Source organism: Streptomyces roseoverticillatus, assembly GCF_000719265.1.
GTDB classification, from domain to species: Bacteria; Actinomycetota; Actinomycetes; order Streptomycetales; family Streptomycetaceae; genus Streptomyces; species Streptomyces roseoverticillatus.
Genome location: NZ_JOFL01000006.1, coordinates 515504 through 539798, shown reverse-complemented (window position 1 = coordinate 539798; position 24295 = coordinate 515504). Strand labels below are relative to the sequence as shown.

The 24295-nt window shown below is 70.1% G+C and carries 13 protein-coding genes and 1 pseudogene; 4 read left to right on the top strand and 10 right to left on the bottom strand.

The genetic code is table 11. The features are described from left to right. The first annotated feature begins 15 nt into the window (after positions 1–15). The 3 genes from IF61_RS0109645 to IF61_RS0109635 are packed head-to-tail and all read left to right on the top strand — an operon-like array spanning position 16 to position 3116. The gene (locus tag IF61_RS0109645) at positions 16–1179 is read left to right on the top strand and encodes a hypothetical protein (protein WP_030365872.1); all 1164 of its coding nucleotides are present in this window, start codon (positions 16–18) and stop codon (positions 1177–1179) included. 37 nt (positions 1180–1216) lie between these two features. Further along, positions 1217–2410 (top strand): hypothetical protein, encoded by a 1194-nt coding sequence (locus tag IF61_RS0109640; RefSeq protein ID WP_030365871.1) that lies wholly within the window; start codon positions 1217–1219, stop codon positions 2408–2410. A 25-nt stretch (positions 2411–2435) separates the two neighbouring features. Further along, the gene (locus IF61_RS0109635; RefSeq protein WP_030365870.1) at positions 2436–3116 is read left to right on the top strand and encodes a hypothetical protein; all 681 of its coding nucleotides are present in this window, start codon (positions 2436–2438) and stop codon (positions 3114–3116) included. Positions 3117–3439: 323 nt separating this feature from the next. Here IF61_RS0109635 and IF61_RS36905 read toward each other — a convergent pair. The 3 genes and pseudogenes from IF61_RS36905 to IF61_RS35790 all read right to left on the bottom strand — a co-directional run. Continuing rightward, positions 3440–3617: pseudogene (locus tag IF61_RS36905) on the bottom strand (nicotinate phosphoribosyltransferase); the annotation flags it as partial. 117 nt (positions 3618–3734) lie between these two features. Continuing rightward, positions 3735–3923 (bottom strand): CBS domain-containing protein, encoded by a 189-nt coding sequence (locus tag IF61_RS37560; protein ID WP_342667980.1) that lies wholly within the window; start codon positions 3921–3923, stop codon positions 3735–3737. A 296-nt stretch (positions 3924–4219) separates the two neighbouring features. Then, positions 4220–4873, bottom strand: coding sequence for a Rossmann-fold NAD(P)-binding domain-containing protein (locus IF61_RS35790; RefSeq protein WP_030365869.1), 654 nt, complete (start codon positions 4871–4873; stop codon positions 4220–4222). 141 nt (positions 4874–5014) lie between these two features. Between IF61_RS35790 and IF61_RS0109625 the strand changes: the two genes are divergently transcribed. Continuing rightward, complete coding sequence (locus tag IF61_RS0109625) at positions 5015–8698, top strand: hydantoinase B/oxoprolinase family protein (RefSeq protein WP_052392554.1); 3684 nt, start codon at positions 5015–5017, stop codon at positions 8696–8698. Positions 8699–8891: 193 nt separating this feature from the next. Here the strand turns inward: IF61_RS0109625 and IF61_RS0109620 are convergent, their stop codons facing one another. From IF61_RS0109620 to IF61_RS0109585, 7 genes are all read right to left on the bottom strand, one after another. Beyond that, positions 8892–9767, bottom strand: a complete 876-nt coding sequence (locus IF61_RS0109620) for a universal stress protein (RefSeq protein ID WP_030365867.1) — start codon at positions 9765–9767, stop codon at positions 8892–8894. 406 nt (positions 9768–10173) lie between these two features. Next, positions 10174–10509: a hypothetical protein gene (locus tag IF61_RS32145; protein ID WP_043188296.1), complete on the bottom strand. Its 336-nt coding sequence runs from the start codon at positions 10507–10509 to the stop codon at positions 10174–10176. 77 nt (positions 10510–10586) lie between these two features. Beyond that, positions 10587–11510, bottom strand: coding sequence for a hypothetical protein (locus IF61_RS0109610; protein ID WP_030365865.1), 924 nt, complete (start codon positions 11508–11510; stop codon positions 10587–10589). Positions 11511–11921: 411 nt separating this feature from the next. Beyond that, entirely contained in the window at positions 11922–13340 is a 1419-nt protein-coding gene (locus tag IF61_RS0109600) for a hypothetical protein (RefSeq protein WP_030365864.1), read from the bottom strand. 26 nt (positions 13341–13366) lie between these two features. Beyond that, positions 13367–16909 carry a hypothetical protein gene (locus IF61_RS0109595; protein WP_030365863.1) on the bottom strand — a complete coding sequence of 1181 codons (3543 nt, stop codon included), beginning with the start codon at positions 16907–16909 and terminating at the stop codon, positions 13367–13369. Beyond that, positions 16902–19277: a hypothetical protein gene (locus IF61_RS0109590; protein WP_030365862.1), complete on the bottom strand. Its 2376-nt coding sequence runs from the start codon at positions 19275–19277 to the stop codon at positions 16902–16904. Before IF61_RS0109590 ends, IF61_RS0109595 begins: the two co-directional genes overlap by 8 nt. Continuing rightward, entirely contained in the window at positions 19274–23962 is a 4689-nt protein-coding gene (locus IF61_RS0109585) for a DUF6603 domain-containing protein (protein ID WP_030365861.1), read from the bottom strand. The genes IF61_RS0109590 and IF61_RS0109585 overlap by 4 nt, the downstream gene beginning before the upstream one ends. Positions 23963–24295: the final 333 nt, after the last annotated feature.

The following is a 24295-nucleotide window of genomic DNA, read 5'->3' as shown; positions in this document are numbered from 1 at the left end:
AGCGAGCGACTCCTCATGCCGGTCACCGGAAAGACCCTGCTGACCTACACTCTCTTCCCCACGGCGGTGACCGCCGGAACCCAGGCAGCCCTGACGCTGAACGTCACCGCATCCTCGACTCAGACCGTCAAAGAGATTTCCGTCCGCCTTCCCGTCGGCGCAGGTGCGGACGACCTGACCTCGGATCCGAACTCCATCAGCACCGAGGTCACACGCGATGCCACAGGCACTGTCCACTTCACGAAGGACGACGACGAGGAAACCCGGTATGTGGCCGTCGCGACCGGAGGCAGGGACGGGATCCGCGTCGACGAGGGCCAGGAGCTCCGGCTCACCCTGAAGAACATCCGCGTCAACAAACGGACAGGAATCCCGAACGTCACGATCGTCGAGACGGCAAGAGGCGGCAACCCCGGAGAACACAAGATCCCGGTATCCAAGTTCGCCGCCGGCTTCACGCTCAAGGACTTCCGGCCCTCCGAATACCTCATCGACCTCGAACGCGACATCAATGTCGATCTTCGCTGGTACATCGAGAAGGCCGGCCTCACCCCGCTGTGCAAGCTCTCCTGGGGAACCGACGACACCCTTCACGAGGAGAATGTCTCGGCGAAGCAGGCGCACAAAGTATCCGTGTGGCACGACACCGCGTTCAACCTGACCGCCACCCTCCCGGGGCCGGGAGGGCGCCCCCTCGCCCACTCGCTGAACACCTTCGTCACCGTTGCCGAACCCCGCCTCACCGCGACCGAACTCACGGTCGGGCACGCCACGCGCCTCTTCGGCCGGCGGCACACCGAAGTACGGGGTTTCGGACTCGGCGCGTCACGGAGCGCTTCTTTCAGCCACGGCTCCTCCCTCACCCTCGTACGCGAAACCACCTTCCAGGCCACGTCCGACGGACTCCTGACCGCCCAGGTCCGCAACCTCACGCCCGGCACGGCCACCACCTTGCACATCCACCTGCTCGGACCGGACGGCGGCATGCTGCACATCCTCAAACTCACCGGCACTGACCAGGAAGGCCGCGACCGGGCTGTGATGCCCGTCCCGCACGGGCACCGCGTCACCCTCATGGCGACCGGCGAGCGCCACGACGCACGCAAGACACTCATCAACTACCGGCTCCACGCGGAGTGGTCACCGATCGGGACCGGCTCCCTCGACATCCCCACCTGACAGCAGCCCAGCAGCCCGGACCCACTACAGGCAGGTCATGACCGTGAACGCACAGCCCACCGAAGAACTCAGCAGCGGCACCGACATGTTCCTGTGGGGGTGGAACGGGGGTTGCATCGTCAGTGGATTCGACAAGATCACTGACAGCTCCCACACCGTCGGCGTCAAGAACTACTGCACGCTTACGGATTCTTCCCGGAGCATGTACGGAGGCCCTGTCTACGACTCCAGGAACGCCCGCCTCTATCGGGTGGACAAGGCCCGGCATCCACGGGGGGACATGGAATATCTTGCCGAATATCGTCTGGATCGGGACACTGGAGCACTGACCTGGGTCGGCAACATGGGCAACCTCGGCGTGGCGATGGGCCCGATCAGCCTCGGGAGCGGCACCCACCCAGCCGCTTACGTGCCGGGGTCGGACACCCTCTACCTCATGCGGGGGCCTTGGAGCGACACTCCGCGGGCACTCGCCTATCGTGCCGAGAAAGGGTCACGCGCCCAGGTGTCCCCGGCGGAGGAGAAACTCGAAGAGCGAGGAATCGCCGTCGATGTCTCCTATGAAGGCGGCCCGTCACCGAAGAGCCATCTCTACGTGGCGACCGCGAAGAAGCTCATCACTTTCACCATGACACGGAATTCCTCGTCACAGGGGCCGGACGACGGTGGTACGTATCTCAGCTACCCGATCGCGTACGGCACCTCTGTAGCGGTGGGTCCCGACCCCAAGCGCGTCTTCGTCGCGCACTCCGCCAGGGGTGACTACGCCAGCAACATCACCCGGCTCACGTACGGATCGCAGGGCGAGGTCGCGAGTACGAGAACCTTCGATGTTCCTGGTCCATGGGTCGGCCCGAGCTACGAGAACTGCCCCCGCTTCGGCTTCGCCCGCAACGGAGGCGCGGACTACGCCTGCTACCCCCTGATCATGCGTGACGACAACCGAAAGATCGGGTTCCTGTGCTTCGACACCACGACGAATTCCATCTCCCGTGACAATGTGATCGAGGTCGACGTACTCAAATTCCTGGACTCGCCTACGAAAGGGACCACCCCCGTGGTCCTGACCCGTCACCTCGAACCGCGTCTCCTCTGCGCCGCCATCACCTGGCCAAATGCTGGGTATCAGGTGCTGCTCGGCCTTGACCCGGCGAAGCGTGAGGTGCACTGGGACCATTTCAGCATCAATGAAATGTCGGCACCCGGAATTGTCGGCGGTGCTTGGCTCTGACCCGATCGCAATCCAGGAGAAACGCATGACGGAAGACATCCGGATCCCCGAGTCGATCGATGTGGCAGGCTGTACAGTCCCGCTGAAGCCCGGCCGGCTTCCCGACGGGCGGTCCAAGGGCACCGGCGGGATCACCACCGGGCTGGACTTCCTCAAGCTCGCCAAGTGGCTGCAGGACCGCTACAACGTCCCCGTGCCCGGCGAGGTGTCCGGGCTCACGTTCCAGCGCCTCGATGTGACAGTGATCGCCGACAAGACGCAATGGGAGCTTTCCTTCGATGTGGGTGTGAAGTTCCCCCTGGACGACACTCCCGCACAACTGGTGATCGAGTTCAAGTGCAAGGAGAGCGGGGGAAAGCCCGTCCGGCAGGGGCAGAGCCGCCAGTTCTCCGCCGCCACGCGTCTGATCTTCAAGAGATCATCTGCCCAACGTCTGGAATTCCGTGGCACGTTGATCCACTCGGCCGAGGAAAGGACCTCGATCTCCGTGGCATGGTCCGGCAAAGGCCTCACACCGGCCGACATCGGCCAGGCACTCGGCGTCCCCGACCTCGTCAAGGAATTCGCCGGGCTCGCCCCGTCCGCCGACGGGTTCTCCTCACAGGTGAAACTCCTCTACACCTCCAAGGACAATGCACTGGCCCTCAGCGCGACGCTGGCGGGCGCGACGGTAACTCTCGCTTCCATTCCTCCCGTGCCGGCCTGAGGGCCCGCGCATCGCCCGAACCACCGACACACCGAAGCCCTGCGCCGAGCCTTCGGCGGGGGGGGGCGGGCACCTGAACGTTCGCCGTCACCCTCCCCGCACGGACACCGGCGCCAAGTGCGGTGTCGTCTCCGTCCACCAGTGCCTGACGTACATGGGCGACGACACGGGAGGCGGGTTCACCCGGGGAGCCGGAGATATCTGACGCACCGCGCACCGTCAGCGACGTGATGACGCGGACGATCGTGGCCGTCAGCCGGGAGGCGCCCTATCGTCGACGCCGAGGGCAAGCTGTCGCCGTCATCCCGCACCGGTGAGAGCGGGGCAGCTGCCACGTTGCTGGTTCCGGCGAAGCCGACCATCCCGCCCAGCCGGGTGGCGTGATATCCGGCGCCGGCGCCGTGGGTGCGCCGCAACGAAGAAGTCCACGACCGGGTGTCCGGCGGCGGCGATGACGCACCGCGCGCACTTGGAGGCGACGGCCGTCTGATGATTGAGGCGTGCAGTTCGGCCTCGTGCACGGGCGGGCCGTCGTGTTCCGGCCGGTCGGTGTACGCCCGCTCGCGGAGCGCACTCCATGACACAGGCCCCAGAAGGTCGGTCAGGCGCTGGAGGACGTCACCGAAGAGATCGTCGATGGTCAGGACGCACGAGACGGTCGTCGTCGAGCACCGGCAGGCGACGGATGTCCTGACGGCGGAAGAGCCGGTAGGCCGACGCAAGGTCGTCCGAGGCGTCCACCGTGACTCGGCCGTCGTGCGATCTCGGCGGCGTGCCGCCATTCGGAGGGTACGAGTCCTCTGACATTCTTTTGCGGTTGCGGAAGCCACCAGTCAGTCCATCTTGGCATGAGGAGCTCGCAGTGGACGAGGAAGGCCGGGCAGAGGCGGACGAGGCCGTCCGTCGCGTGGCACACGTGCTTCGGTTGGCCCACACCGCACTGGCCCGGGCCACAGCCGTACTCCCCGCTTCCCGAGCACGGGCGGAGAAGGGAATAACCGCCGTCGACAGGGCCTTGAGTGAACTGTGGCAGGAAGCGGAGGAGAGCACCTCGTCAGGCCTGGCCACGGGAGCGGCACCGGAGGCGGACGTCCGTTCCGTCATCACCGACATGTACGTCGGCCTTCGACGTTTCCCCCGTCCGGTCCGGCGGCCGTATCCACGACCGCGGCTCCCGCCCGCATGCCCGCCGGCTCCCGGGCCGTCACCAGCACTGGCGGCGGCCGTCCCGAGCGGGGCCGGACGGTGGTGATGAGGATGTCGGCGTCGGCCGGCGATCCCGTCTCCGCCTCGTGGGCCGCCGGCATTTCCGGAGGACAGCGATCACTGATGCTCACTGCCGCTCCCAGGCTCCGGAGGGTGTCGGCCGCGAGCTGCGCCGCCTCGCCCGCGCCGAGGACGAGGGCCCGCGCGGGTCCGGACGGCACCGGACCGACCGTGTCCGGCAGGGGCCGGTCCAGGCAGCCGGCGGCCAGGAGTGCGGCCTTGTGGCCGGTGAGCCGTGCCTGGGAGGCGACGGCGTTGGGGGCGTACTCCCACGAGGATGTCCGCCCGGTCGAGAAGTCCGTCGGACACAACGATGCCGGCACCGCACTCCGGTAAAGGTCGCCGGGCAGTCGGCACAATGCACCGGCCCCCGATCCCACCACCACGTCCAGCCCCGAGCCCTGCACGGCGCCGACGGATTCCGGTACGAGCGCGGCACGCCGCTCGCCCGGGAAGGTCTCCCTGCGGACGCCCACCGTCATACCGGTCATGGCCGGCCTGCCTCCGTCCGAAGCATCCCGCTTTTCAGCATGAATCCCCTGTGAAATGAGTTGCAGCGCGAATGAGCACGGCTGACGGGCCATGCTCATTACGTGCCTCGGTCGGCGGCGAGCAGCGGAGGAAGGGGCGACATGGCGTCCGGCATCGGTCACGGCTGGCAATTCTGGGTGGACCGGGGAGGCACCTTCACCGATATCGTCGCCCGGCGCCCGGACGGCCGCCTGCTGACCCATAAACTCCTGTCCGAAAATCCGGCCCGCTATCGCGATGCGGCGGTCGCGGGAATCCGGGAGCTGCTCGGTCTGCGGGAGCACCAGGAGATTCCTGCCGGTGCCGTCGAGGCGGTACGGATGGGCACCACAGTGGCGACCAACGCGCTGCTGGAGCGCAAGGGCGAGCGGACGGCACTGGTGATCACTCGTGGCTTCCGGGACGCGCTGCGCATCGGCTATCAGAACCGGCCCCGGATCTTCGACCGGGAGATCTCCCTCCCGGAGGCCCTGTACGAGCGGGTCATCGAGGTCTCCGAGCGCGTCACCGCTGACGGAACGGTGCTGCGTCCGCCCGACATCCGCGGCCTCGCCGTCGAACTGCAGCGCGCCTACGACGACGGCATCCGGGCTGTCGCCGTCGTGTGCATGCACAGCTCCCTCCACCCGGAGCACGAGGAGGAGGTTGCGGAGCTGGCCGAGTGGATCGGCTTCCCGCAGATTTCGCTGTCCAGCAGGGTCAGCCCGCTGATGAAGCTGGTGCCGCGCGGAGACACCGCCGTCGTCGACGCCTATCTCTCCCCCGGCCTGCGCCGGTACGTGGAGCAGGTGGCGGACCGGATGGGCGACGTCCGGCTGATGTTCATGCAGTCCAACGGCGGTCTGGCCGGGGCCGGCCACTTCCGTGGCAAGGACGCCATCCTGTCCGGCCCGGCGGGCGGCATCGTCGGCATGGCGCGCATGTCGCAACTGGCCGGCTTCCACAAGGTCATCGGCTTCGACATGGGCGGCACCTCCACTGACGTGTCCCACTTCGCCGGTGAGTACGAGCGGGTGGTCACCTCCCAGGTGTCGGGGGTCCGGCTCCAGGCACCCATGCTGGACATTCACACGGTCGCGGCCGGCGGAGGGTCGGTCCTGCACTTCGACGGCAGCCGGTACCGCGTCGGCCCGGACTCCGCGGGGGCCGAACCGGGCCCCGCCTGCTACCGCGCCGGAGGCCCGCTGACCGTCACCGATGCCAATGTGATGCTCGGCCGTATCCAGCCCGCCTACTTCCCGCGCGTCTTCGGGCCGGACGGCGACCGGCCCCTGGACCGCGACGTCGTACGGCTCCGGTTCACCGGCCTGGCGGAGGAGATCCGCGCGCGCACCGGCGACCGGCGCACGCCCGAGCAGGTAGCCGAAGGCTTCCTGCGGGTGGCGGTGGCGAACGTGGCGGCGGCCGTCAAACGGATCTCCGTGCAGAAGGGCCACGACATCACCGAGTACGCCCTCACCACCTTCGGAGGAGCCGGTGGCCAGCACGCCTGCGCCGTCGCCGACTCCCTCGGCATCCGCACCGTCCTCGTACCGCCCATGGCCGGTGTGCTCTCCGCACTGGGCATCGGTCTCGCCGACACCACCACCATGCGTGAACGATCCGTGGAACTGCCTCTCGAGGACGCGAGCATGCAGCGGATCCGTGACCTGGCCGACGAACTGGAGGCGGCGGCCCGCACTGTCCTCCACGACGAGGACGTCCCCGCCGAGCGCATCCGGGCGGCTCGGCGCGCGCGGTTGCGCTACGACGGCACCGACACGGCCGTGCAGGTGACGCTGTCCGATCCCTCCGCCATGACCGAGGAGTTCGAAACACGTCACCGGGCGATGTACTCGTTCCTCCTGGACCGCCCCGTCATCGTCGAAGCCCTCTCGGTCGAAGCGACAGGGCTCACCCGGCAGCCCGACCTCAACCTCATCGCCGAAGCCGGTCCGGCGGCCGGCGACGGGCCGGCCGCGGTCACGGGCACCGTCCCCCTCTGCACGGACGGGGCATGGCACGACGTCCCCCTGCGAGAGCGTGAACACCTGCGCCCGGGGACCGTCGTGGCGGGCCCCGCCGTCATCACCGAGGCGAACGCGACCACGGTCGTGGACCCCGGCTGGCAGGCGTCCCCGACGGCCACGGGGCACTTGCTCGTCGAACGCGTGGCTCCGCCCGCACAGGCCGGCGTGGAAACCGAGGCCGACCCGGTGATGCTGGAGATCTTCAACAACCTCTTCGTCTCGATCGCCGAGCAGATGGGGGCACGGCTGGAGTCCACGGCACAGTCCGTCAACATCAAGGAACGGCTGGACTTCTCCTGCGCGTTGTTCGCTCCCGACGGCGATCTCGTCGCCAACGCACCGCACATCCCCGTACACCTCGGCTCGATGGGAACCGCCGTCAGAGAGGTGATTCGCCGCCGGTCGGGAACCATGCGGCCGGGTGAGGCCTACGCGGTCAACGATCCTTACCACGGCGGAACACACCTCCCCGACATCACCGTGGTCACTCCTGTCTTCGACGAACGAGGCGGCGGACCCCCCGGCACGGAGATCCTGTTCTTCGTGGCCTCCCGCGGGCACCACGCGGAGATCGGCGGGCTGACGCCCGGATCCATGCCGGCCAACAGCCATGACATTCACGAGGAAGGGGTGCTCTTCGACAACTGGCTGCTCGTCGAGAACGGCAGACTCCGGGAAGCCGAAACCCTGCGGCTCCTGACCGAGGCGCCCTACCCCTCCCGCAACCCGGACGCCAACCTCGCCGACCTGCGCGCCCAGATCGCCGCCAACCGCAAGGGCGTCGAGGAAGTCGGCAGGATGATCGGCCACTTCGGGCTGGACGTCGTGCAGGCATACATGCGGCACGTTCGGAACAACGCCGAGGAATCCGTCCGCCGGGCGGTCGTCTCCCTCACCGACGGCGCGTACCGCTACGAGATGGATTCCGGCGCGATCATCTCCGTACGGGTCACGGTGGACCGTGGGCGGCGATCGATGACGATCGACTTCACCGGTTCGTCGCCGCAGCTGGAGACGAACTTCAACGCACCCACCGCCGTGGTGAACGCGGCCGTGATGTACGTCCTCCGGACACTCCTCGATGAGGACATCCCGCTCAACGACGGCTGCCTGAGGCCCCTGCGCATCGTCGTCCCCGCCGGATCGATGCTCGCGCCCGAATACCCCGCGGCCATCGTGGCCGGCAACGTCGAAACCTCCCAGGCGATCACCGGAGCCCTCTACGCCGCACTGGGCGCGCAGGCCGAGGGCAGCGGCACCATGAACAACGTCACCTTCGGCAACGACCGGCACCAGTACTACGAGACCGTAGCCTCGGGCTCCGGCGCGGGCCGGGGGTTCGACGGGGCTTCGGCGATCCAGACCCACATGACGAACTCCCGGCTCACCGACCCCGAGGTCCTGGAATGGCGCCTTCCCGTCCTGCTCGAGGAGTTCGCCGTCCGTCCCGGCAGCGGGGGCGAAGGCCGGTGGCACGGCGGCGACGGCACCGTGCGCAGAATCCTCTTCCGCGAGCCGATGACGGTGAGCGTCCTGTCCGGCCATCGCAGGATCCCGCCCTACGGCATGGCCGGCGGTCTGCCCGGGGCCCTGGGCTCGAACCGCGTGGAGCGGGCCGACGGCACCACCACCCCGATGTCGGGCTGCGATTCCGCCGAAGTCCTGCCCGGTGACGTCCTGGTGGTGGAGACACCGGGCGGAGGCGGGTACGGGAGCCCCGCGAGCGAGCGCCCGGACCGACGGCACACCGACCGGAACGGGGAAGGGAGCACCTGAGGCTCAGCACGGGCGGTCCGCGGCGGGGTGGCGCGGACGACGGCGCCCCGGCCGGCCCCGGGGCCGAGGTTCTTTCCGCGCGTGTGGACGGTGACGACTGCGGCCCGTTCGGCCTGCTCGGGCAGGGGCACCGTCACCTGCCATGACCGGCTCTCTCCTCACGCGCCGCGGACCGGCGAAGCGCTGCCTCGGCTCAGTCGTGCGGGACGACCGCGACGGGGCACGGAGCATGGTGCATACAGGCCTGGGCCACGTTGCCCAGGCGCGGTGTCAGCGCCGGGTGATGCCTGCGTCGGCCGACCGCCAGAAGATCGGCGTTCTTCGCCGCGTCCACGGTCACCCGAGCCGGGCTTCCCAGCCGGACTGTGCTGATCACGGTCACGTCAGGGTGCTTTTCGGCCCACGGTCGCACGGCCTGGGAGAGCTTCGCCTCGACGTCCTGCCTGATCTCCTTGGCCACGTCGGGATCGACTCCCCACGGCGCGTACGCCTGGACCGGCAGGGGACTGCCGTGAATGATCCGCAAGGGCGCTTGCCGTGCGCCCGCCGCGGCGAAGGCGAAGTCCAGCAGGCTGTCGCAGGGCCCGTGCAAGCTGAGGCCGACCACGACGCCTCCCTCGTGGGCAGCGGTCGGCCGTTGCGTTTCTCCCATTCCGGTCCGCACGAGGATCACCGGCCGCTCGGCCCTGCCCGCGACCTGCAGGCTGACGTCACCCAGGAAGAAGCTTTCCACGCGTTCCAGCCCCCGGGAGCCCAGGACGACCATCGTCGACTCCTCGGCGGCCCGCAGCAGCGCGGTCTCGGGCTCCTCGGCCACCAGGTCCTCGGTGACGGAAAGACCGGGGTACCCGTCGTGGACCGCGGTCGCGGCCGCACGCACAATGCGCTTCGCCCAGTAGTTCTGGTCCCTGCCGGGCGGGACGTCGGCGGGCTGGGTGGCCAGGAGGATCCACGCGTGCAGAAGGCGCAGTCCCAGTCCACGCCGATCGGCCTCGGCCGCCGCCCAGTGCGCGGCCGCCAGGCTCTCCGGGGAACCGTCCAGTCCGACGGTGATGGGTGCTTGCTCCATATCGGTCACCTCCGCGCGATCACCCGGATCGCCTGGTCTGAGTCCGGTCCCCGCGCCTCCCACCTTCCAGCGTGTATCCGGTCGGGGCGGAACGGCCAGCGGAGAATCCCTCGGCCGGGGAGTGGCAGTCGCCGACGCCCGGATCGTGCGGGTGGGGCCGTTCGGCCGTCGCCCGCCGCGGGCGTAGGACGGACCCTGGAGGTGAGGACGTGGACGTGGTCACCTCTTGAGGAGATCGTATGGCTACTCCGGACCGGCCGCCCGGCGCAGGGCCCGATGTGCCGGGCCCTGACCCCGTCCGCTTCCCCGGACGACGACACCGACACCGTCTCCTCTCAGAAACGCGTCGCACACGCACAGTCAGCGGAACGGATTCCGTGCCGCAGCCTTCCTCTGCCAGGGGTCGTCAGTCGTCCCGCCCGTCCTCGAGCGCCTGGGCCACCAAGGAGCGGAGGTCGCGCAGCGACGAGGGCAGCCGGGTCAGCAGCCAGTGCTCCAGGGACCGGTCCCGGTCGGTCCGGGACGTGGTCCCCTCGGTCACCCGGCCGGCGAAGACGTGGATCACGCGGTCGGCGTCCGTGACCGTGAAGCCGCGGTAGCCCAGCCCCGGAGACGGGAGCCGGGCCACCGGGCCCGCGGGCGGGAGAGCAGCCGTCAGCGCGCGGAATTCCTCGGCATCCCCGGGATCGAGGCGCCAACGAGGATTGGGGCGACCGCTGAACAGGTCCAGTTCCACCAGCATCGGTCGTCTCTCTTCATGTTCTGCTTGCTCTCCTCAGGCTGCTCGGATTCGGCCGGTGCGGCCCGGCCGGCTCGCCTTCACCTGATGACGACCGAGCGTCCGGCGTAGAAGTACCCGCAGAAATCACGATAACCCCCGCGGTTGCACGTTTCCGGATTCGTGATCCGGTTACCGCTGTTGTCGTAGTCCCGGGCCTGCGTCTGGCCGGGCTTGTGCCCCCAGAAATTTCCGCTGTGGAACCTGTACCAGTGGTAATCCCGACCCGGCCAGACAACGAGCGCGGTGAGCCAACGGGGTTTTTCGCTGTCCGGCAGACACTGGAAGCGCCGGACGAACCCGTCGGCGAGGGCGGCCTGTGTGACGTTCGGACAGGCCATGGTCCCGGCCTGGGCGCCGTGCGCCCGGCCGGGCTGGGCGAAGGTGTCGGTGCGGAGGTTGCGCGCGTAGTTGTAGCAGTTGTTGCGGGGCTGGACTTGCGGGGTGTTCCAGAAGCCGGGGTTGAACTGGCCGAATTCGATGGAGCAGGTGGCGGCCGGCCCGGCTTCCTGGGCGGTCGTGCGCAGGGGGTGCGCGGGGAGCGCCGGGGACCGGGTCCAGGCCGGCGGCTCGGCCGCGAAGGCGTCGATCTCGCCGAGCACCAGGTCGCGCAGGTCATCACCGAGTGGCGTCTGCTCGTGCTCGGCCAGCTGCGTGTCCGCGTGGCGTGTCATGCCTTCCACGACCCGGCGGGCCAGCTCGGCCGAGCGGCCGGGATCACGGGCGCCCAGGGTGCCCAGGGCGAAACTGCGGGGTACGGCCTCGGGCCAGGGCTCGTCGTCGCTGACAGCCGAGACCACGACCTCGCGATATCCCAGGCCGTCAAACCCCGCCCCGGGTAACCCCACCGCATCTTCCGCCGCATCGGCCACATCCGACAGCAGGCTGCTCGCCGCGCTCTCGTCAGTGATGATCCAGGACGGGTCGGGACGGCCGGAGAAAATACTGACGTCAATGCGCAGCATGCCGATGCTCCTCATCTGCGGGGGGGGGGTGGGCTCGTGCCCCTTGTTGGTAGCAGTGCCCGGTGAGCAGGGTCAATCACTTCCACAGAAGTGATATCGACCCCCTCCGATTAATTATCGGACCCGCGTTCGATGGATCAGGAAAAGACCGGCTCGCTTGAATCCTGAATTACCGCACCGGCAGATTTCGGTATCTTAGAATCCATTTCGTTTGGCGTGATCTTGCGACAGTCTGGAGTGGTGGCAGCCTCGCTCGTTAAGCGGATGGTGCCCGAGAATCTGTGGGAGTTGTTCCAGCGCACGGATGCGGTGATCTGCCGGTTGCGGTTCCGGATCGAGGCGCAGGGAAGCGTGACCGCAGACCGCAGAGGGTCCCGCCGTGGGCACACGGCGGGACCCTCCGCGCCGTGATCAGGCCGGCTGGAGCGTGATCGGGCCCTTCCCCAGCGGGCACCATATGACGTGGGCGTACTTGTAGTCCTTGCCCCCGTCGGAACCGGCCTCGTCACCGAACCAGATGGTGCACGTGTGGCCCTTGCGGATCGCGAGCGAGGTGCTGGAGATCCCGTTCGCGCCGGGGTCGTTGATACGCCGCGCGTTCGCCGACGCCGTGTGCCCATCGCTCGAGATCTCGATCTTCGGGATCCTGCTCCCGCCATTCGAATTGACGACGCCGATGAGGAGTCCGGAGGTGGGAGCGGTGAACTGGACCGTGGAGCCCCAGGTGAGGTCGAAACTCTGACTCGGGCCGACGAGGTCCGTGGTGTCGGAGGCCAGGAGCGGACCGTAGACCGTGAACAGCTTGTCGCTGCTCTGGACGTCGAACATGTCGGTTCCGTCGTGCTGGACCTTCAGGTTCTCGTACTGGTTCTTGAAGATCGCCCACTTGCCGAAGGTGAGGCTTCCGCCGGCACTGACGCCCTTCTCGGCGGAGAGGGCGTCCTGCGCGGTCAGCGCGCCCGCCACGGTCAGCGTGTCCTTCGCCGTGACCGTGCCCTTCGCCGTGAGCGCCCCGAGCGTCGTCGAACCGCCGACAGTCGCGTCACCGTCCACATGCAGCGCCGTCAGCTGCGGGTCCGGCACCGTCACCGTCGTCGTCAGGCAGTACGTGGCGTCGGCGATGACGTACGTCAGGTAGAAGGTTGTGTCACGAGTGACCGTTCCGTCCCACTGCAGGTCGCGGACCGTGTCCTTCTGTCCGTCGGCCGCCTTGGCGCCCGAGCCGTACGAGACGGTGTAGTCGAGCGTGCGCGGGCCGCGCCAGGTGAGGTGGACGGCGCCGCCCGAGGTGACCTCGGGCTTCTCGGCGTGGAAGTCATAGACATCCCGGGCCGTAGGCGCCGGCGCCGGGAACTTCGTGATCGCGCACGTCGTGTAGCCCACGCTGGGCGGCCAGTTGCCCAAGTCCTTCGTGGCCGTCTCGCGGATCTCGACCCTGGCCGTGCCCGGCTGCTTGCCGATGCGCAGGTCCTTGAGCGTGATGGTGATGCCGGAGCGGTCCACCGCCGCCTTCTCGTCCTGGTGCGTGGCGCGGAAGTGCTCGTAGTCGCCCTCCGGCAGGGCGGAGACCGCGCCCGGCTGGAGCTGCTCCACGGTCCACCCGTCGGCGCTGCCCTTGCCGTCCTTGTCGCCGTCCACCAGGCTCTGGGCGAGGTCGCCGTGCGGGAGGGAGAAGATGATCTCCCGGCAGTAGACGGATTCGGCGCCACCGTTGGAGACGACGATGTGGAGCGTGGTCGGCGGGGCACCGTCGGTCGCCGCGTACAGCGGGAACGGCTCGGTGATGATGGCGTAGTCCAGCAGCGGCTGGCCGAAGGCCGACTCGTTCACAGGTGCTGTTCCTTTCGGGGAAGGGGTCACTGGGCGGCACCGCCGTCGAAGGGGTTGGTCAGACGCAGGAAGCCGGTGCGGACAACCGGGCCGTCCTCGTCCAGGCGGGCCTTCTGGTCGATCTGGACGACGGACCGGTGGGCCCACTGGGGGCCGGGTGTGTCCCCGGCCGCCGCGTCGGGGACGGTCAGTTCGGCCCAGTCCCACGTGCCCTGCGGGGACGTGGGGTGCGGCAGGGCGAGCGGGGCGGGCGCGGGCGCCTGGTCGGCCGGCAGCTTGCGCGTCGTGGTCAGCACGGGGCTGAGCCGCAGGGCGGGCTTCATGGCCGCCATCGCGTTGCGCGTGAAGCGGGTCGGCAGGCGCAGGTCGGTGACGGGCAGCAGGTCGGTCGTCGCGTGGACGGCGGCCTGGGGGTCGAGCAGCAGCGTCAGGTGCGTGTGCTGCTTGGAGTCGGCCGCCAGGCGGGGCCAGTTCGCCTCGCCGATCTCGCTCACGTAGTCCGTGGGCGTGGTGGTGTCCGGCGTGGCCACCGCGTGGAACTGCGTGTAGTCGGTCTCGGTGAAGTAGCCGATCAGGCCGTCGCCCTGCTGCCCGGCGTTGCCGAGCCGTACGGGCCACCGGTAGGTCAAGTGATCCATCTGCGGGGGTACGGGCTGCCCGGTCGTCCCGGCCTCCTCCCACACGAGCGGGGTCCGCCAGTCGAGCGCGTACTGCCAGCCGGGGTCGGCGATGGGCGGCCCGTCCAGTTCGAAGCCGAGCCGGGCGCGGACGAGGGCCAGGGGCCGGCCGAGGAGCGCGCCGAGCACCTCGTCGCCGTACGGGTTGCCCGGGTCGATGCCGGTCAGCGACCGGTCAACGGTGGACAGCAGGTCCGCGAAGGCGTCGGGGCCCTTGGCGACGAGCTCTCGCAGGCACGCGTACAGCTGCGGCCGCGCGGCGCCCAGGTCGTCGAGCGTACGGACGGACGAGTCCGGCAGCGGGTCCCAGCCGAGCACGGTGGTGACGCCGTCGGGCGAGGCCGCGTCCGCGCGCAGCTTCAGGCGCACTTCGCCGAGCGGGGTGCCGTCGGGGGCGTAGCAGAGCAGCGAGCGGTCCACGTAGCTGGGGATAATCCAGGCGCACACCGGAGTGGTGCCGGCTTCGAGGTCGACGAGCTTGTCGTCCTGCCGCTCGTCGACGAAGTCGAAGCGCAGCCGGGCGGGCTGGAGGAGACGCGGCGGCAGTTGGACGAAGCGGTCCTTCAGCTCCTGGTCAGCACGCTTCTCGCCGGGCAGCAAGCTGTCACCCACGGCTGGGCGCAGGTAGTCCTGGTCGCCGGGCAGCAGGACGTCCAGGGTCTGGCCGAACTCGTCGACGACGCTCAGCGCGGCCATGGCAATCTGGCCGGCCCGGATCTGGGCGAACCCGGACGGCAGCCAGCCCTCGAACGGCACCGGGACCTGTCCCGTGCGCGGCAGGTGGCCGCGGACGTCGCCGACGAGGTCGCCGATCGCGCCGGGCGGGCTGAGGTTGGGCGCCTTGTCCCGGCAGGCGAGTCTGTCGGTGAGGCCGTCCAGCTTCTGCGAGAGCAGGTCCAGGTCCGTGGCCTGCTCGGCGGCGGCGGTGGCGCCGTGGGCTTCGAGGGCGCCGCCGAGGTTGTGCTGGGGCAGGGGTACGAGGAAGCGCCGCCCGGTCGTCTCGACGTAGCTGTCCTTGGCGATCTCGCCGCTCTGCCAGTGGTAGCGGGTGCCGTCGAACTCCCAGTCCCCGTAGGGGACGTTCCAGTGCCGGACCTGCCACTGGTACAGCAGGGGCTTCCACGGCTGCCGCCACTGCGGCAGCGCCTTCGTGTCGAGCAGCTGGAGGAACTCGCCCAGCAGGGCGGGTACGACGGGGGGCAGTCCGCCGGCCTTGAGGGCGGCGAAGGGGGCGGGCAGCTCGCCGCCGGGGGTGACGCCCCCGGTGATCTGCCCGGGCATCCGGCACGGGAGCCCGTCCTTGCTGCCCGACAGCGCGGCGTGCGGTGCCGCGTGGTCCTTGGTCCCGGACAGCACCACCGACGGGTCGGTCACCTGCCAGAACGGGGGCAGGGACTCCCGGCGCAGTTCACAGCCGTCGGGCCGCCCGGCCGTGTACGCGGTGAGGGCGGTCTCCAGTTCCGCCAGCTCCGTCTTTCGCTCGGCCACCTTGGCGGCGAGCCCGTCCGCGCCGGCCGGGTCGATCTCGGCGCGGAACCGCTCGCGGGTGTAGTGCCGCGGGATGAGGGGCAGGCCGTGCATCCACCACAGCGCGTACAGGCGCTGCTGGAGGTAGGAGAGTTCGCGTGCCTTCTTGTCGTAGTCGTGCTGGAGGCTGTTGAGCCGCGCCAGCCACTGCTCGTGTTCGGGGGCCGCCCCGGACCAGGTGACCGACTTCGGGTCGCCGGAGGCGTTGCCCTGGCCGGTGCTGTCGGCGAGCCGCCAGACGTGGCCGCCGGGCACCTGGGTGAACCAGCCCTTGTGCAGCTCCTGCGCGGTACGGACCGGGCCGTCCGGGCCGTCCAGGGTGTCGGTGAGGCCGCTGCCCAGCGCGTGCAGCAGAGCGTGGTCGGTGTGCTCGAGGGCGTTGCCGGAGCCTTCTGGCAGGGTGGCGCGGGCAAGGGCCGTCAGCGCCGCGTGGGCCTCGTCCGCGCTGCTGCCGACGGCGATCGTGACGCTGTTCTTGTTCTTGTCGGGGCGGTCCGAGTCGGGGGCGTCGCCGTCACGTTTCCAGTCCACGCCGGCGACCCGGCCGCAGTAGGTCGTGCTGCCGGGTGTCCAGCCCTGGGGCAGTCCGTCCACCGTCCACCCGAGCCCGGCCAGCACGCCCTTCACGGTCGCGTCCGGCGCGGCGAGCAGGCGGCGCAGCTCCTCCCGCGCGGGGTCCGAGTACCAGCCGATGACCTGGTAGTCGACGATCTCCTCGTCGATGCCCTCCAGCAGATCGTGGAAGGAGAAGACGTTCTCGTGGTACGGCTGGTAGGCGTGGAAGGTCATCAGACCCGGGCCGACCGCCGTCAGGAACAGCTCCTTGCGGGACTCATCGGCCGGCTCGCGCCACTCCGTGCCGTCCGGGCCGGTGTCGAGGGCCCGGCCGGCTTTCGTCGTGATGATCGTGGAGCGGTACGGCGTGACCGTGACGTCCCGGACACCCGGCTTGAAGGGGTGCACGAAGCGCGAGGTGCCGTCCTCGGGGTGCAGGAAGTCGCTCTCCACCACCCAGGCCGCCAGGTGCTCGGGCCGGTCCTTGACGTACCGGACCACCAGCCAGCGGTTGGGGACGAGCGGGAATTCGGTGCGGCCGCCCGGTGTGCGGGACGCCCCCCGGCGCAGCGCCTCGGGCAGCTCCCAGCGCACGTACACGCCGTCGCGCTGACCGGGGTCGTCCTGCGGGGCGTTCCACGCGTCATCGTTGGTGAACGGGTCCGGCTCGGGGGTGAGGTTGTGGCGCAGCAGGTTGAAGTTCGGCTGCCAGCGGCGGAAGCCCTGCCCATCCCGCTGGCGCAAGGTCTGATTGACCACCAGGGCGTCCACGGTCACCGGGACGATGAGTGTGTCGTCGCGGTCAGCCATTGCGGTGGTCTCCTGTCGTGACGGGTGCGGTGGTGAAGGTGCGGCGCTGGGCGGCGTTGATCATCTGGATGGCGAACCGGGCGGGGCTCAGGGGTGGTTGCAGACCCAGTGCGCCGGCGAGCCCGTTCGCGAGCTTGCCGGTGCGCAGCACGGTGTCGGGGTTCCCCTCCCCCGGCTTGCGCACGTAGTCCCGCAGCCCGCCGTCCTTCGGGAAGTGCGCGTCCTTCATCTCCTGGCCGATGGGCCCGGTTGTTTGGGCGACCGACCGCAGCCGGATGAAGCCTTCGTCCAGGGGCGCGTCGCCGCGGCGGTGGTGGTCGGGCTTGTCGATGCCGAAGTGGACGCCCTGCTGGGGTTCGGCGATCTCGACCCGGCCCGGTACGCCCTCGAAGAGGACGAGCAGCACGTCCTCGGCCGGCGCCTCCCGGCGCAGGACGGGCAGCGGGCTTTCGCCGGCGGTCTCGGTGGGGTTCGCGTACGGGCGGATCTCCAGCGCCGGCCAGCCGCTGACCAGCTTGGACCGCAGCAGCAGGCCCGTGACCGGGGCGGCGGGCTCCGGCAGCGCGCCCAGGGGGCCGAAGAGCAGGTCGTCGCCGGTGAAGTCGAAGCGGTGGGCGAGACCCACGCTCAGGGCGCCTTCGACCAGGGTGGTCGTCCAGTCGGCGTCCACGTGGAAGAAGCGGAGGCTCTCCGCCGGGAGCATGCGGGCGTCCGGCACGAGGTGGGCGAACGGTACGCCCGTGAGGTTCCGCAGCCGCAGCAGCCAGTCGCGCACGGCGGTGAAGTCCTCGTCCGGGCCGGCCGGCTTCCCGCTGCCGCCGGTGATGTCCCCGACGGCCTCGTCCAGCCGGGCGCGCAGATCGGCGTCGGTGCGCAGTTGCTGGACGGTGATGTCGGCGAGGGCGGGCAGCTTGGTGGCCTCCGCCGCCGGTGTGACCATTGGGCGCGGCGTGGTGGCCGTGGCCGTGGCCGTACGGGCCGCATGGGCGGCCAGGGAGGCGGCGGGCTGCTGGTGGAGCTCGCGGAGGTGGCCGACGAGACCGCCCGCCACCAGTTGTCCGACCCGCGCCCGGGCCCCGGCGGGTGCGGGGGTCAGGGCCTTCCCGGCCGCCGTGCGCACCTTGCCGCGCAGCCGCAGCAGGGCCGCGGCGAACTGGTGGTCGGAGAGCGCCACGCCCCGGCCCGCCGTGAAGGCGGTGGCCAGGCTGACGTCGAAGACGCCGTACTGCTCCAGGTGGATCAGGGTCTCGGCCGCGCAGCGGCGCCGGTCCTGTGCGGGCTGCGGGGTGACGGGACTCGCGACGAACGGCCCCCGGTACCAGGCGAAGGTGTCGCGCCCCGACTCCGTACGGCACGAGACCGGCAGGTATCCGTCGTGCAGCCGCTCGGTGACCTCCCGCTGTTCAGTGCTGGGCGACGGCAGGTCGGTCACGGGGACGCGCAGCAGCAGCTCGGTCCCGTCCTTGCCCTCGGTGTCGACGAAATGCTCGGTCAGGGCGGCGAAGCCGGGGGCGTGGTCGGCGAGCGTCTCGAAGGACCAGGACCACAGGGAGATCAGCCGCAGCTGCTCGGCCGGGCCGGTGTACGCCTCCTTGTCCTCGCTCCCGTCGGGCAGGCGGTCCAGCCAGCCCTCCAGGGACACCAGGTGGGCGACGTAGCGGCCGCCGTCGGGGCCGGGCAGCCGGTTGCCGGTGACGACGGCGTAGTCGCCGACCTGGATGCGGTCCTCGGTGAGGGTCACGCCCTGGTGCTGCTGGTTGACGTGGCGGACGTGGGTCAGGAGGGGCAGTTCGTCCCGGGTGGGTGCGACGGCATGGAAGACGGCGCGGGGGACGAGGACGGTACGGCAGACGCGCTTCGTCTCGTCGTCCGCGATCGGCTCGGTGGCCGTGTCGAAGTCGGGCAGTATGACGTCGCCCTCGTGGCCGGTCAGCTGGGCGACGGTCTTCTGGTCGGTCTGCCCGAGGCAGTGCGGGTCGCCGGGCAGTTCGCCCTCGCCGAAGACGAGGAGGGCGAGCCAGGGCACCCGCTTCCCGTCGCCGTCGGTGTGCTCCTCCCGCTCCCAGGGCAGGGTGGGCCGGCTGAGCGTCAGATGGGGCAGCACGTCGTCGTACAGGCCGGTGGCGCCGGGCGGCGGGTAGGCGCCGTGCACCCACTCGGGCTCCACGGCGAAGCGGGGTGCCCGCACCGTGATGTGCTGAGTGACCGGCTTGTCGGCGGGTGGCAGGTAGACCGGGTCGTGGTCGCCGGTCAGGGTCTGGTAAGCGGTGAGGGTGTAGCCGCCCGCGGTGATCCGCGGGACGAGCGAGTCGCGGAACTCGACGTTCAGCGCGGGGTCGGGCTCAGAAGGGTGCTCGGGGTGGCTCACGCCGCACCGCCTTCCTTGGTTCGTGAGTTGTCGGCGGCAGGGAGGGTGACGGCCAGTGCCAGCGGGGCGCCGTCGAGCTTGACGGTGCCGGGCAGCAGGGCGGGCGGGTTCGCGGCCGCGTCGACGACCCGGAGCTCCTGGTCCTTCGCCAGGGCGACGTAGAGCCGGTCACCGGCGGTGGACACGGCGAGCGCGACGGGCTGCGGGCCGACCCACACGGGCTCGCCCGCCTCCACCGGCGTGTCACCCGAGGTGTCGAACACCGAGACCGTGCCCGTGACGGCGCTCGTCACGTACAGCCGGGTGCCGTCGGACGACGCGGCCAGGGCACTCGGGTCGGTGCCGGTGCGCAGCGTCGTGACCACACCGGGGGTGGCGGAGGCGACGTCGACGACGGTGACGGTGGACCTGCCCGCGTTGAGCGCGTAGAGCCAGCGGCCGTTGGGGTCGGCGGCCAGGCGGGTGGGGGACGGGCCGGCGGGCAGCCAGTCCCGCGCGGTGGGGTTCACCAGGTTCGAGACGTCGACCCGAACGACGGTGCCGTTGTCGGGGAGGGCGATGTACACCAGCTGGTGCTGCTCGTCCCACGGGAGGGCGGGGATCACGTCAGCGGGGATGGCCTGCTGCCAGTCCTTCGTCACCGTGCCGTATTCGCGGACCCTCTTGGGCACGTCGCCCCGCAGGTCGAGGATCACCATCTGGTTCGGTTGCGGGTAGGTGACGTAGGCCCACTTGCTGTCAGGCGAGAACGACGCCCCGCGCGCGTTCTGCGCCAGCCAGACGGAACTCGTGTCCAGGGCGACCGCCTTGTCGGGCTGGTCGGCCGTGGTGTCGAAGGCGTCGGCCCGTTCCTCGGCACCGACCACGCACAGCCGGCTGCCGTCGGGGCTGACGGCCAGGTGCGTGGGACCCTGGCGCTGCAGGGTGAAGGCCGGGTACGCGGTCAGCCCCTGGGCGTCGACCGGGGTGACGGTCCGCCCGGCGCCCAGCACGTACAGCCGTTCGCTGACGGTCGGCTCGCCCGGGACCGTATCGGCGATCTTCGCCGTGACGTCGCCCGCCACCAGGGTGTCGCCGGCGGTGAGCCTGCCGTTGGTGCCCGGGCTGACGCCCAGGTAGCCCATCGCCGCGAACAGCCGGTCGCGGGACTGGTCGATCAGCGTCCCGGTCGTGGCGCGGGTGGCACCGCCCATGTCGGCGACGTCACGGGGCGTTTCCGTGAACAGCTCGGCTGCGATGGTCCGCCGGACCCGCGCCGGCGGGTGCAGGGGCAGCGTCCCGTCCGGCCTGCGGTCGTCGTGCGCCAGCACCCCGGCCTTGACGGGTCCCGGTGTGTCGCCCTCGGCGGGCGGCGGCAACCGCAGGTCGACGCCCATGAGCTGGTCGTCCACCCGCTGCTTGGCGCCGGCCGAGAGCTCGCCCTCGTACGGGCCCCACAGCGCGGCGGGCAGGCTCGCCCGGTTCTCCGTGACCGGCCAGGTGCCCAGATCGGGCTGGTCCGGGCCCTTGTCCTTGGCCAGGGTGACGGTGAGGACCGAGTCCAGGCCCTTGCCGTCCTCGCGCCGGGGCCGGATGTCAACCTTGTGGCCGGTGACCGTCTTAGGGTCGTTGCCCGCACCGAGCCGCAGCTCGGAGACGGGGACGGCCGTGCGGACGGCGAAGGAGAAGGCGCCGGGTCCCACTACCCACAGCTCGTTGCCCTGCGCGTCCTTGGCGCGTGCCGGGGACAGGCCGTCCATGGGCGTCAGCCGGACGGGGTCCGCCGCCGGCAGTTGCTGAATCACCTCGGCCCAGGTGGCCGCGCGGCCGTCCTTCGCGCTGCCGTCGCCGAAGGCGATGGTGAAGGAGATGAACCACAGGTGGACCGTGACCTCGCCGGCCGTCGGCGGCCCCCACAGCCGCAGTGACGCGCCGACCTCAACGCTGATCGTCTCGCGCACCAGCCACAGATCGAGGACGAAGCTCACCCCGATGCTCACGTCGATGCCGGCATCGAAGCGGAACGGGGCCCACTCGATGAGCATGTTGGCACCGGCCTTCAGCCAGGCGTGCAGGTCGCCGGAACGGTAGTTCACGTCCAGCGCGCCACCGGCCATGACGGCGCCCGGGGTGAGGGCGAAGTACGAACCGCCGCTGATCGTCAGCTCGGAGGTGACCGGCCAGTTGAAGCCCAGCCTGGGCACCTGCGGATAGTGCGCCGGCACGGGGAAGTCGGGGTGGTAGCCGCCGAGCGTGAGGACGAAGTCGCCCGCGTGCGCGTCGTCGAACCACGTGTACAGCGCGAAGCCGCCGGTCAGGACGCACGCCTCGTCGATGAGGAACGAGCCCGGCGCGAGCTGCGCCGCGATCTTCAGGGTGCGTTCGCTCTCCCGGTACTTGGCGGAGATCCCCAGCCGCGCCCGCGCGTACGCCTTCAGGCCCACGTCCTTGGGGAAGCGCGCCTCCGCCGTGCCCAGAACGGCGACGGCGAAGTCGTCGCCGACCTCCAGGACGAGCAGAGCCTGCCCCTCCAGGAACTCGAAGACCTTGAAGCCCAGCCCGGCCGCGAACCACATCTGCCCCGTCGCCGGCCGCACCCAGGCGTCGGCGCCGCTGCCCATGAGCGTCTCGAGGACGGTCATGGGGTCGGCGTCCGCGTCCGGCTCGGGGGCGGTCATGTCCTTGAGGAACGGGAACTTCAGGACCTCGTCGCCCTCGGGGAGCCGCAGATCGGTGTTGAAGCCGAATCCGGCCATGATCTCGGTGATCTGGACCGGCGGCGGGCCGCCGAACTCGCCGGTCAGCTTGCCGAACAGGAACATCGACGGCTCGTCGGAGCTCTTCGCCTTACGCGCGTACGCACCGAGCGCGGTCAGCCCGAACTTCTCGGCGGAGACGGCCAGCACGCCCTCGACCAGGGGGGCGTAGTCCGGGTCGTCGGTCCGGTTGACCAGCGCGCCCTTGATCGCGAGCGGCGGTCGGGAGTAGGCGACGCTGAGACCGTCGAGCCGGACGTGCAGATCTCCGGTCTTGAGCGAAATGCCCACGCCGAGCCCCTCGACGCCGAGTTCGAGCCCGGCCATGCCGAGGGAGGCGTCGAAGAGCACCCAGACGGTGTCGCCCGCGAAGCCCGCGCCGACCCGGCGCAGGCGCAGGGGACCGACGGAGCGCTGCACGTCGGCCCAGGCGACCAGGGGCAGGCCGGTGGCCGGGGCGGGCTCGGCGGCGACGGGGCTGCCGTCCTCGCGGATCAGCCGGGGCGACTGCGGGGAGGGGGAGAGCGCGGGTGCGGGAGGGGCCTTGGTGCTCGCGCCGCCGCGCACGACGAGCGAGGTGGTCGTGGAGTGGCCCGGCAGTTGCAGGTCGACGAGCAAGGCCAGGCCCTTGGCCAGGACCTTGGTCCGGCCCTGTGCCTGCCCGTCGACGGGCAGGGCGGGCAGCGTCCCGCCGCTCTCGGACAGGGCCTTGTTCAGCTCGCCGACCCGGTCGGCGTCCAGGTCCTGGGAGGCGATCAGCACCCCCAGCCCGCGTAGGCCGGCGTCCTGCCCGTCGGGTGTCTGTCCCTGCAGCAAGGGCACTTGGGACAGCATGGCGTTCAGCCCGAGGCCGACGCGCACCACCCAGGCCCGCGCCTCGGTGGCGACCGGCTGATCCGACACCACAGCCAGCGAGCCGCCGCCGTTGTCCTGGTCGCCTTCGGCGGCGAGCACGATGGCCTTGCGGGCAGCGGAGTAGCCGAAGGTGAGCTTGCCGACGCTCCCCAGCCGGGCCAGGACATCGGCGGCCGTGTCATCCGTCACGCCCAGCAGGGCGGCCAGGTCGGCGAGGGTGACGCCCTTGGTGTCCTTGCAGCCGGCGGAGAAGTCCGCGTGCTGCGCGTCCTCGACGGTGAAGGTCAGGACACGGGGGTCGGTGCCCTCGGGGGCGGGCAGGGTCAGCGAGAGGTGGGCCTCGTACTGCTGGTCGTAGCCGACCGCTCCCTCGCCCGTCCGCTTGGTCAGAGCGGCCCGGACGCCGAAGTCCGCGGTGACGTCCCCCAACGGGAACGCGGCGTCCGCCTCGACCCGGAACCCCGGGCTCTCGCCCCGGTCGTACCCCAGCACCAGGCGCTCGAGCCCGATGCCCTTGAGCACGGGCGGCGGCGCGACGCCGAACAGCCCGAAGAACGCATCGGCGACGTGAAACTCCTTGCCGTCCTCGGGCTCGATCATGAACTCGTAGCTCGTGCGGTCGGCTTCGAAATCGAGCGCGCAGGTAAGGGTGAGCGCTTCCTCGCCGGATAACTCGATGTCCGCCTGAGCGAAGACCCTGCGGGCGGCCGCGCCGTCGAGCATGCGGATCTCGTAGACCAGCATGAGGTCCCGCAGACCGAGGTCGGCGAACGCCCCGAGGACAGAATTCCCGCTCAGGGAGAGAGCGATCTGAACGCCGGTGACTTCGTCCCCGTCACCAGGATTGTCGACCTCGGCGAAGAACCACAGCGAAACCCTGGGGGTATCCGTTGAGATGGTTCCGCTGAGCCTCAGATTCGCGGGATCCGCATCGATGTCCGTGAGCTCGGCGCCCACGGTGAACCACTTCTCAAGAGCGTCGGGATTGACAGCATACTTGAGGTCCCCCATCTCTTCGGGGAGGCCATCCGGAAGAGTCAGCCCCGACTTCGGGGCGAGTCCGGTGAGCCATTCCTTGAGCTCGCCGACGGTCATTGCCACAACGCATTCCCTCCCGACCGTTCTGGCCGCGCTGGGCACGGGCCGTCATGGGTGTCGAAACACAAATCCGGCGGGACGGTAGCAACATCTGGATCATGGTCGGCAATTATTGAGCCAGCCCCCTGCCGACCGTTTTGTCGTGATGTCGCGCATCTTGTAGCAGCACCCCGGCGGGAACCGGCCATGACCTGCGCTTCCTCGCGGCCATGACAGTCTGAAAACATGCTCATGGCGACATGCTCCGGCCGTCCGAAAAAAGCCGACGCCGTCCCGCGCGAGCGTACCGTGCCACCCTGCCGGACCAGTCGACGATTCCAGGACGAGGCG

What these genes read in the sequence shown, in the direction of transcription:
- IF61_RS0109645 (WP_030365872.1), top strand. Translation starts at nt 16, where the DNA reads ATGCCGGTCACCGGAAAGACCCTGCTGACCTACACTCTCTTCCCCACG.
- IF61_RS0109640 (WP_030365871.1), top strand. Translation starts at nt 1,217, where the DNA reads ATGACCGTGAACGCACAGCCCACCGAAGAACTCAGCAGCGGCACCGAC.
- IF61_RS0109635 (WP_030365870.1), top strand. Translation starts at nt 2,436, where the DNA reads ATGACGGAAGACATCCGGATCCCCGAGTCGATCGATGTGGCAGGCTGT.
- IF61_RS37560 (WP_342667980.1), bottom strand. Translation starts at nt 3,923, where the DNA reads ATGTCAGAGGACTCGTACCCTCCGAATGGCGGCACGCCGCCGAGATCG.
- IF61_RS35790 (WP_030365869.1), bottom strand. Translation starts at nt 4,873, where the DNA reads ATGACCGGTATGACGGTGGGCGTCCGCAGGGAGACCTTCCCGGGCGAG.
- IF61_RS0109625 (WP_052392554.1), top strand. Translation starts at nt 5,015, where the DNA reads ATGGCGTCCGGCATCGGTCACGGCTGGCAATTCTGGGTGGACCGGGGA.
- IF61_RS0109620 (WP_030365867.1), bottom strand. Translation starts at nt 9,767, where the DNA reads ATGGAGCAAGCACCCATCACCGTCGGACTGGACGGTTCCCCGGAGAGC.
- IF61_RS32145 (WP_043188296.1), bottom strand. Translation starts at nt 10,509, where the DNA reads ATGCTGGTGGAACTGGACCTGTTCAGCGGTCGCCCCAATCCTCGTTGG.
- IF61_RS0109610 (WP_030365865.1), bottom strand. Translation starts at nt 11,510, where the DNA reads ATGCTGCGCATTGACGTCAGTATTTTCTCCGGCCGTCCCGACCCGTCC.
- IF61_RS0109595 (WP_030365863.1), bottom strand. Translation starts at nt 16,909, where the DNA reads ATGGCTGACCGCGACGACACACTCATCGTCCCGGTGACCGTGGACGCC.
- IF61_RS0109585 (WP_030365861.1), bottom strand. Translation starts at nt 23,962, where the DNA reads ATGACCGTCGGCGAGCTCAAGGAATGGCTCACCGGACTCGCCCCGAAG.